This window comes from Aquiflexum sp. (assembly GCF_977115555.1).
Genome location: NZ_CDSBKL010000188.1, coordinates 1 through 7839, shown reverse-complemented (window position 1 = coordinate 7839; position 7839 = coordinate 1). Strand labels below are relative to the sequence as shown.

The 7839-nt window shown below is 40.1% G+C and carries 4 protein-coding genes; 1 reads left to right on the top strand and 3 read right to left on the bottom strand.

Going from position 1 to position 7839, the window contains the following annotated elements; all coding sequences use genetic code 11:
• Positions 1-406 precede the first annotated feature (406 nt).
• Positions 407-3580 (top strand): histidine kinase N-terminal 7TM domain-containing protein, encoded by a 3174-nt coding sequence (locus tag ACZFYI_RS12035; protein WP_462524376.1) that lies wholly within the window; start codon positions 407-409, stop codon positions 3578-3580.
• Positions 3581-3606: 26 nt separating this feature from the next.
• Here ACZFYI_RS12035 and ACZFYI_RS12030 read toward each other — a convergent pair whose 3' ends face one another.
• The 3 genes from ACZFYI_RS12030 to ACZFYI_RS12020 form a co-directional block, all read right to left on the bottom strand.
• Positions 3607-3864 (bottom strand): DUF4834 domain-containing protein, encoded by a 258-nt coding sequence (locus tag ACZFYI_RS12030; protein WP_462524375.1) that lies wholly within the window; start codon positions 3862-3864, stop codon positions 3607-3609.
• 72 nt (positions 3865-3936) lie between these two features.
• The gene (gene carB / locus ACZFYI_RS12025; RefSeq protein WP_462524374.1) at positions 3937-6756 is read right to left on the bottom strand and encodes a carbamoyl-phosphate synthase large subunit; all 2820 of its coding nucleotides are present in this window, start codon (positions 6754-6756) and stop codon (positions 3937-3939) included.
• Between the two features lie 445 nt (positions 6757-7201).
• Positions 7202-7687 (bottom strand): peptide deformylase, encoded by a 486-nt coding sequence (locus ACZFYI_RS12020; protein WP_462524373.1) that lies wholly within the window; start codon positions 7685-7687, stop codon positions 7202-7204.
• Positions 7688-7839 lie beyond the last annotated feature (152 nt).

The following is a 7839-nucleotide window of genomic DNA, read 5'->3' as shown; positions in this document are numbered from 1 at the left end:
AATATAAACCAAAGCTAAAAGGAACTGAAAATCGGAAATTATGTCTACAAAACCACCTGAAAATTTATAAAAATAGACTTTTTGACATAAAAATTTATTTGAAAAAAATCAGCGGTTACACTGAATAGTATTTTTTTCTTGTATTGGTTTTTGCGAAGGAATTTCACTTATTACTCCTTTTTGAAGATGCAAAGACCAAAAAAATTAATGCCAAATTAAGAATGTGACTAAATCCATTTTACTATGATTTTATAATCAAAAATTAAGTTATACTTTGCATTTATTTTAAAATTTTTAATTTTACGCTATATAGTTTTTTTAGGAGGGTAAAAGAATTATTTTTACTAAGTTTAATCAATTTAAACCCAATCGTTGAGTCCCGTTTTCTTTAGACCATAAGCAATTTATGAATCTTCAATTTTCATTTAATCCATTTGCCACACCAATATTTCTGACTAGTCTGCTGTTTTTGGTATTGGCATTTTTTTCATTTAACAAAAACAACCAACACGGAGAACGCTATTTTGCTTACTTCATGTTGAGCTGCTTTTTCTACTCTTTCTTCTACGGTATCGAGTTACTTTCCATTACTCCTGAGGGAATTAAACTATTTTACATTTTGGAATTTATAGGTGGTGCATTTGTCACACCATTCCTATTTCTTTTCGTATTGAAATATACTGACAGGGCAAAATTCATCGACAAAAACTGGTTGGTATTGATCTTTGGAATTTCATCATTTTTCCTTCTAATGGTCTTTACCAATGATTACCACCACCTTTTTTACAAAGAGATTTCGGCAGCATATAACTCATACTTCATGTCGGTCTCTCTAGATAGGGGAATCCTTCATTGGATGTATGCCAGTTATAATTCGATATTGATAATTTTCTCCAACCTCCTTCTGTTCAGGATGCTTTTTTCGATTCCAGAGATTTACAGGGGACAAGTTCTGATTATGTTTTTTGGGACATTGATCCCATGGATTGCTTATCTGTTTGTGGTTTTTGGTTTTTATCCCTTTGGACTAGATCCAGTTCCTTTTTGCCTTGCTATCAGCGGTGTCACACTTTTTTGGGCATTGTTCCAATACCAGTTGTTCCGTGCCAATCCGATTGCTTTCAAGACGATCTTTGAAAACATATCTGATGGAATCCTAATTTTGGACCGACTTGGGGATGTGGTGGCGATGAACTTCACTGCCAGAAAGTTTTTTTCAAAGTTAAGCCCCCAAAAAATCTACAAAAAAAGCCAACTAATGGAGCTTTCGAAGGAATTTGAGGATTTGTTTCTATCCGACTCCACAAACAATAAAATAGAATTGACTATTCCATCTGAGAAACAAACCTTCGAAATTTATCTTAAAAATATTGACAAAGACTCATTTGACCTGGAAACACCAAATTTCAAATACCTGTTTTTGAGGGATATTACAGATCAAAAATCCACCGAGAATCTGATAAAGGCAAATGAACTGACACTCCAAAATGTCAACAACAACCTGGTCAGGAATGAAAAGATGCTTACCTCGATTGCTTTTGCAACCAAGGAATTGCTTTCCAACCATGATTTTGCCACAGCCACCCAAAAGGCAGTAACGTTACTTGGAGATGGAGCCGGAGTGGACAGGGCTTATCTTTTTGAAAACAGCCTGGATGAAAACGGGAATATTTTAAGTTCCCAGCGATTTGAGTGGAGTGCATTGGGAGTTCCCGCTGAAATCGATAACCCAAACCTGCAAGGACTTCCGATTGGGCTTTTTGGCGAGGGATCTAGGGTCATGGCCCAAAACAATCTTTATCAGGCCATTGTGGATCAAATGGAGGATGATCCTGAATTAAAAGAGCTATTACAGAGCCAGGACATCAAATCCATACTCCTAATCCCGATTTATGTCGAAGATTATTTCTGGGGTTTTGTGGGATTTGATGACTGTACTTCAGAAAGAAAATGGAGTGAAGCCGAAACTGCCCTGCTGATAAGTTTTGCAGACAGTATATCCAATGCCATCGAAAGAAAAAACATGGAGCGGAACCTCGTTCTATCAATGGAAGCTGCCAATGAAGCGAGTATAGCCAAATCTGAATTTTTGGCCAACATGAGCCATGAGATCAGGACCCCTTTGAACGGTGTTATTGGTTTTTCTGACCTTTTGATGAAAACAAACTTGGATGAAAACCAAAAAGGCTTTTTACAATCCATCTTACAATCAGGGACACTCCTGCTTGATTTGATAAATGACATTTTGGATTTCTCAAAAATCGAAGCAGGAAAACTTGAATTGAGTCCTGAGTGGGTCAACATCAAAGACTTGGTTTCGGATACCTTGAAAATTATCCAACCCACAGCAAGTGAAAAAAACCTGAAGCTTAATCTCATTCTCGATCAAAACCTTCCAAAATCTGTTTTCGCTGACTCTACCCGCATCAAACAGGTATTGATTAACCTTTTGAGCAATGCGGGGAAATTTACCCATAAGGGACAAATAGAACTTTCCGTCTCGGTAGACGGACCCTTTTCCCAAAATGGCGTCATGCCGATTGTTTTTTCTGTGGAAGATACAGGAATAGGTATTTCCAAAGAAAAGGAACGTACGATTTTTGAAGCTTTTGCGCAGGAAGACAATTCCACCACAAGAAAATATGGTGGAACAGGACTGGGACTCACTATTTGCAGTAAACTGTTGGAACTGATGGAAAGCAAACTTGAGCTTCAGACTGCTCTTGGTAAAGGAAGTAAATTTTATTTCACGCTTAATCTGCCTGTTTCTGAAGAAGTGGTAATTCCACAAACCGAGCAGAAAATGAACAGTGGTAACCTGTCTTCCAATTCGAAGAAAGAGCAAGGTTCCAACTCAGTATTTAAAATATTGCTTGTAGATGACAATCCGGTCAACATGCTTCTTGCCAAAGCCATTGTTAAAAAGCTTTTGCCTACATCTGCCATTATTGAGGCATTCAATGGCCTTGAGGCTTTAGAGGAGTATAAAAACGAAAAGCCTGACTTGATTTTTATGGACATTCAAATGCCTGAAATGAGTGGCTATGAAGCTACCAAGGAAATAAGGAAAATTGAAAAAGATGTCAGGACCCCTATAGTAGCACTGACAGCAGGAACAGTGAAAGGGGAATACCAAAGGTGCCTTGAAGCCGGAATGGATGATTATTTGAGCAAGCCGGTGTTGGTATCCGATATTTCAGGGATGATCGAAAAATACCTCGATTCTTCCCCAAACACCTCCCAAGTCATCGCTTCTTCCAAATTTGAAGAATATAGGTTGTCTGACCCTGATTTTTATAAGGAATTGCTCGAAGTAAGTATTTCAAACATTGAGAAACTCCAGTTGACTCTGATCACCCATATGAATGAAAACAACCTTCATGGTGTGAAGCAAACCGGCCATGCTCTTAAAGGTGTAGGCCTGAACCTGGACTTTAAAGACCTTGTGGCCTCTTCCACCGGAGTGGAATTATTGACAGTACTTGATGATGAAAATAAAACGGTGGTTGATGACACTATCCAAGAAGTTTCAAAAATCCTTTCAAGTCTTAAATCAGAATGGGATTCGATCAAAAGCTAACATTGTTGCAAAAAAAAAGTGAAGGATCAATCCTTCACTTCTTCATAATCGATGTAATCACCGCCTTTGATTTCTTTTGACCTTTTTTGTTCGAAATCTTTTGGGATATGGTCGACATTCACATTGGCTCCCGGAGGTTTTCTCCTTCTATCCTCTTCCCGCTTCAGGTCATTGGCATGATCTACAAATTGCTTGAGTTTACTTTTTACAAAGAACTGCAGCAACTTGGAGAAGATCCAAGACAGGGCAATTGCAATCAGAAGAAATTTGAAAATAAATCCCATTTTTTAGACTTTTAGATTTTAGAACCGAGAATCGAGACAAATCTCGGTTCTCGGTTCTCGGTTCTTGGCTCTTTATCTACTCAGGTAAAGGTTTCTCTCAGAATAGATCTTCAAGAAATAATCATCCATCAAATCGTCAATGAAGTAAATGGCTTCACCTGTTGACTTCATTTCAGGTCCCAATTCTTTGTTGACATTGGGGAATTTGTGGAAAGAGAAAATCGGTTCCTTGATAGCATAACCCTTTTTCACAGGATTGAATTCAAAGTCGGTCACTTTTTTCTCACCCAACATCACCTTTACGGCATAATTGACGTAAGGTTCCTGATACGCCTTGCAAATGAAAGGGACAGTCCTTGACGCCCTTGGATTGGCTTCGATGACATATACCTTATCGTTTTTGATGGCAAATTGGATATTGATCAAACCAACTGTCCGCAGTGACAAGGCGATTTTTCTGGTATAAGTTTCAATCTGTCGCATGACAAAATCCCCAAGATTGTAAGGAGGCAATACCGCGTAAGAATCTCCCGAATGAATCCCCGCCGGCTCTATATGTTGCATGATCCCAATGATATAAACATTCTCCCCATCACAAATAGCATCGGCCTCTGCTTCAATCGCATTTTCCAAGAAATGATCCAAAAGGATTTCATTGTTTGGAATATCCCTAAGCACTTTTACAACATGTTCTTCAAGCTCTTTTTCATTGATGACGATCTTCATTCCCTGCCCTCCCAAAACGTAGGAAGGTCTTACCAAAAGCGGAAATCCGATTGTCTTACACAACTCCAAGGCTTCGTCAGTATTGTGGATGGTCCCGAATTCAGGATATGGCACATCATTTTCCTTCAGCAAGGTCGAAAATCTACCCCTGTCTTCAGCCAAATCCAATGCCTCGAAACTAGTGCCTATGATCTTGATTCCATACTTATCCATCTTTTCGGCAAGTTTCAAAGCGGTCTGCCCACCAAGCTGAACGATCACACCCAAAGGTTTTTCGTGCAGGATGATTTCATAAATATGCTCCCAAAAAACAGGTTCAAAATAAAGTTTGTCAGAAATATCAAAATCTGTCGAAACAGTTTCAGGGTTACAGTTGATCATGATGGTCTCATAGCCGCACTCTTTGGCTGCCAATACACCATGTACACAGGAGTAATCAAACTCGATGCCTTGCCCTACCCTATTTGGACCTGAACCCAATACAACCACTTTCTTTTTGTTTGAAACCGGTGATTCGTTTTCTTCCCCAAAAGTAGAATAGTAATAAGGCGTCTGTGCATCAAATTCAGCGGCGCAGGTATCTACAAGTTTGTACACCCGCTTGATGCCCATTTCATCATAGCGTTTGGTAAAGACTTCACTTTCCAAACAACCCAACAAATGCGCTAATTGACGGTCAGCATAGCCTTTTTTCTTGGCCATATCCATCAATTCCCTTGGGATAGTATTGATATTGAACTTCTCAATCTGATCTTCTACATGGATCAATTCCTCAATCTGCCTTAAGAACCACTTGTCTATTTTGGTCAAATCATGTATTGTCCTGAATGAAATGCCCAATTTGAAGGCATCATAGATATGGAAAAGCCTGTCCCAACTTGGGTTTGCAAGGCTATATAAAATATTCTGTTGGTCACGGAGTTCTTTGACATCGGCGCCCAATCCGTTTCTTTTGATTTCGCGGGATTGGCAGGATTTCTGCAAAGCTTCCTGAAAATTGCGCCCTATACCCATCACTTCTCCGACAGCTTTCATGGACAGTCCCAATCTCCTGTCCGAACCTTTGAATTTATCAAAGTTCCATCTTGGGATTTTGACAATCACGTAGTCAATGGCAGGCTCAAAAAACGCAGAGGTATTTCCGGTAATTGAATTGGTCAGCTCATCGAGGTTATACCCAACCGCTAACTTTGCCGCTACTTTAGCGATAGGATATCCGGTGGCTTTGGAGGCCAAAGCAGAAGAACGCGATACCCTTGGGTTGATTTCGATACCGATAATCTGGGTATTGTCAGGACTTACAGAAAACTGCACATTACACCCTCCTGCAAAATTCCCTATGCTATTCATCATCGTGATGGCGTAATTCCTCATGCGCTGATATACAGTATCCGGAAGGGTCATTGCCGGTGCAACGGTGATTGAGTCACCTGTATGCACCCCCATAGGATCAAAGTTTTCGATGGAACAAATGACAATCATGTTGCCAATATTGTCCCTCATAACTTCGAGCTCGTACTCTTTCCAACCCATGATACTTTGCTCGATGAGCACCTCATGTACAGGTGAAGCCTGAAGTCCCGCCACCAAAGCTTTTTCAAAGTCTTCTTCCTTCTCCACAAATGCACCTCCGGCACCTCCAAGGGTGTAAGAAGCCCTGATGATCAATGGAAATCCGATTTCTTGTGCAATTTCTTTTCCCTGAAGGAAAGAGGTAGCAGTATCTCCTTTACAAACACCCACACCGATTTTTTCCATCAGTGCTTTGAATTTTTCTCTGTTCTCGGCGGTATCGATGGCATCGATATCCACGCCGATCATCCTGACTCCGTATTTTTTCCAAATGCCTGACTTGTCGCAATCAATGGCAAGGTTCAGCGCTGTCTGTCCCCCCATAGTCGGTAAAACAGAATCGATATCCGGATGCTCTTGGAGGATTTTGATGATGGATTTTTTGTCGAGAGGCAACAAATACACATTGTCGGCAGTCACCGGATCCGTCATGATCGTCGCAGGATTGGAATTGATCAAAGTGACTTTGATGCCTTCTTCCCTGAGTGACCTGGAAGCCTGTGAACCGGCATAATCAAATTCGCATGCTTGACCGATGACAATGGGCCCTGAACCGATGATGAGTGTGTGCTTGATGCTTGTTTCCTTAGGCATTCCAAAAGAGGTTTTAAGAGGTTTAATTACTTACGGCTAAATTGGTCCAAAATTAGGGAAATAATTTAAAGTAGCCCGACCATATCCAAAAAAAGGGCAGAAAGATTATGTGAGTGGATAGCCATTGGAATATCCGTTTACCTCCATAATTTCTAAAATGGATTATTTGGCACTACAATGGCAAACTTTCAATACCCCAAAATAAACCTGAAAAACTTCACTGGCGCTAGGCGTAATTTGAAATTACGCCTTCTTATGATTTTGAATTTGTAATTCAAATTGCCAAGAATTACCTTTCGTATGGGTGTTTGGTCGGAAAGTCCAATTGCAAATTGGAAAAGATAAAAAGGGTGGAATTAAAAATTCCACTCAGTCTTAACATCAGATCTTTAAATACAAGCAGTTGGGGACTGTTAGTCGAAGGAACCAAAACATGAAGTTCTCTTCAGTCCTTCCACTTAAACGACTTATCATCGATCGCCCGCATGGTGCAGAGTACGCCGTTTAGGTGATCGTATTCATGTTGGATAAGTTCTGAGATAGCACCTTCAACGGTCCAAGATTGCTTTTCCCAATTTTCATCCAGATATTCCAAGGTCAGGGATTGGTGTCTTTTGACTTTGACAAGGAGATTGGGAAAACTCATGCAATCATCCCAAAGCTCAAACATTTCCTCACTTGGATGGGTGATTTCCGGGTTGATGATGATGTAGGATCTGTCGAGATGGAGGTAAAACAAGCGCTTCATGATCCCCAACTGTGGCGCTGCAATCCCCCTTCCAAAACCATATCTTTTTCGGATGTCTTCCATGGCTTCGTGTAGGTCTTTCACCCAATCCAAAACCTGAGGCAGTTCCTCTTGCTGAACTGGCTCACAATTTTCATAGAGACGGGGATCACCGAGTTTGAGGATATTATCAACTGTTATCATGGATTCGAAGATAATTGGATTTTCAATCTTATATCCTTGAATGAACCTTAAAAATGGATATTCATGGATATTGGATATTGATTGATATTAGCTAGCAAGCGATGTAAATGAGGATGTGGTGAATAGAAAAAAAAATTACCGGAAAGAGATTC

Bases quoted from the DNA above. Each gene is read 5' to 3' on its own strand.
- ACZFYI_RS12030 (WP_462524375.1), bottom strand. From the start codon at position 3,864: ATGGGATTTATTTTCAAATTTCTTCTGATTGCAATTGCCCTGTCTTGG.
- carB (WP_462524374.1), bottom strand. From the start codon at position 6,756: ATGCCTAAGGAAACAAGCATCAAGCACACACTCATCATCGGTTCAGGG.
- ACZFYI_RS12035 (WP_462524376.1), top strand. From the start codon at position 407: ATGAATCTTCAATTTTCATTTAATCCATTTGCCACACCAATATTTCTG.
- ACZFYI_RS12020 (WP_462524373.1), bottom strand. From the start codon at position 7,687: ATGATAACAGTTGATAATATCCTCAAACTCGGTGATCCCCGTCTCTAT.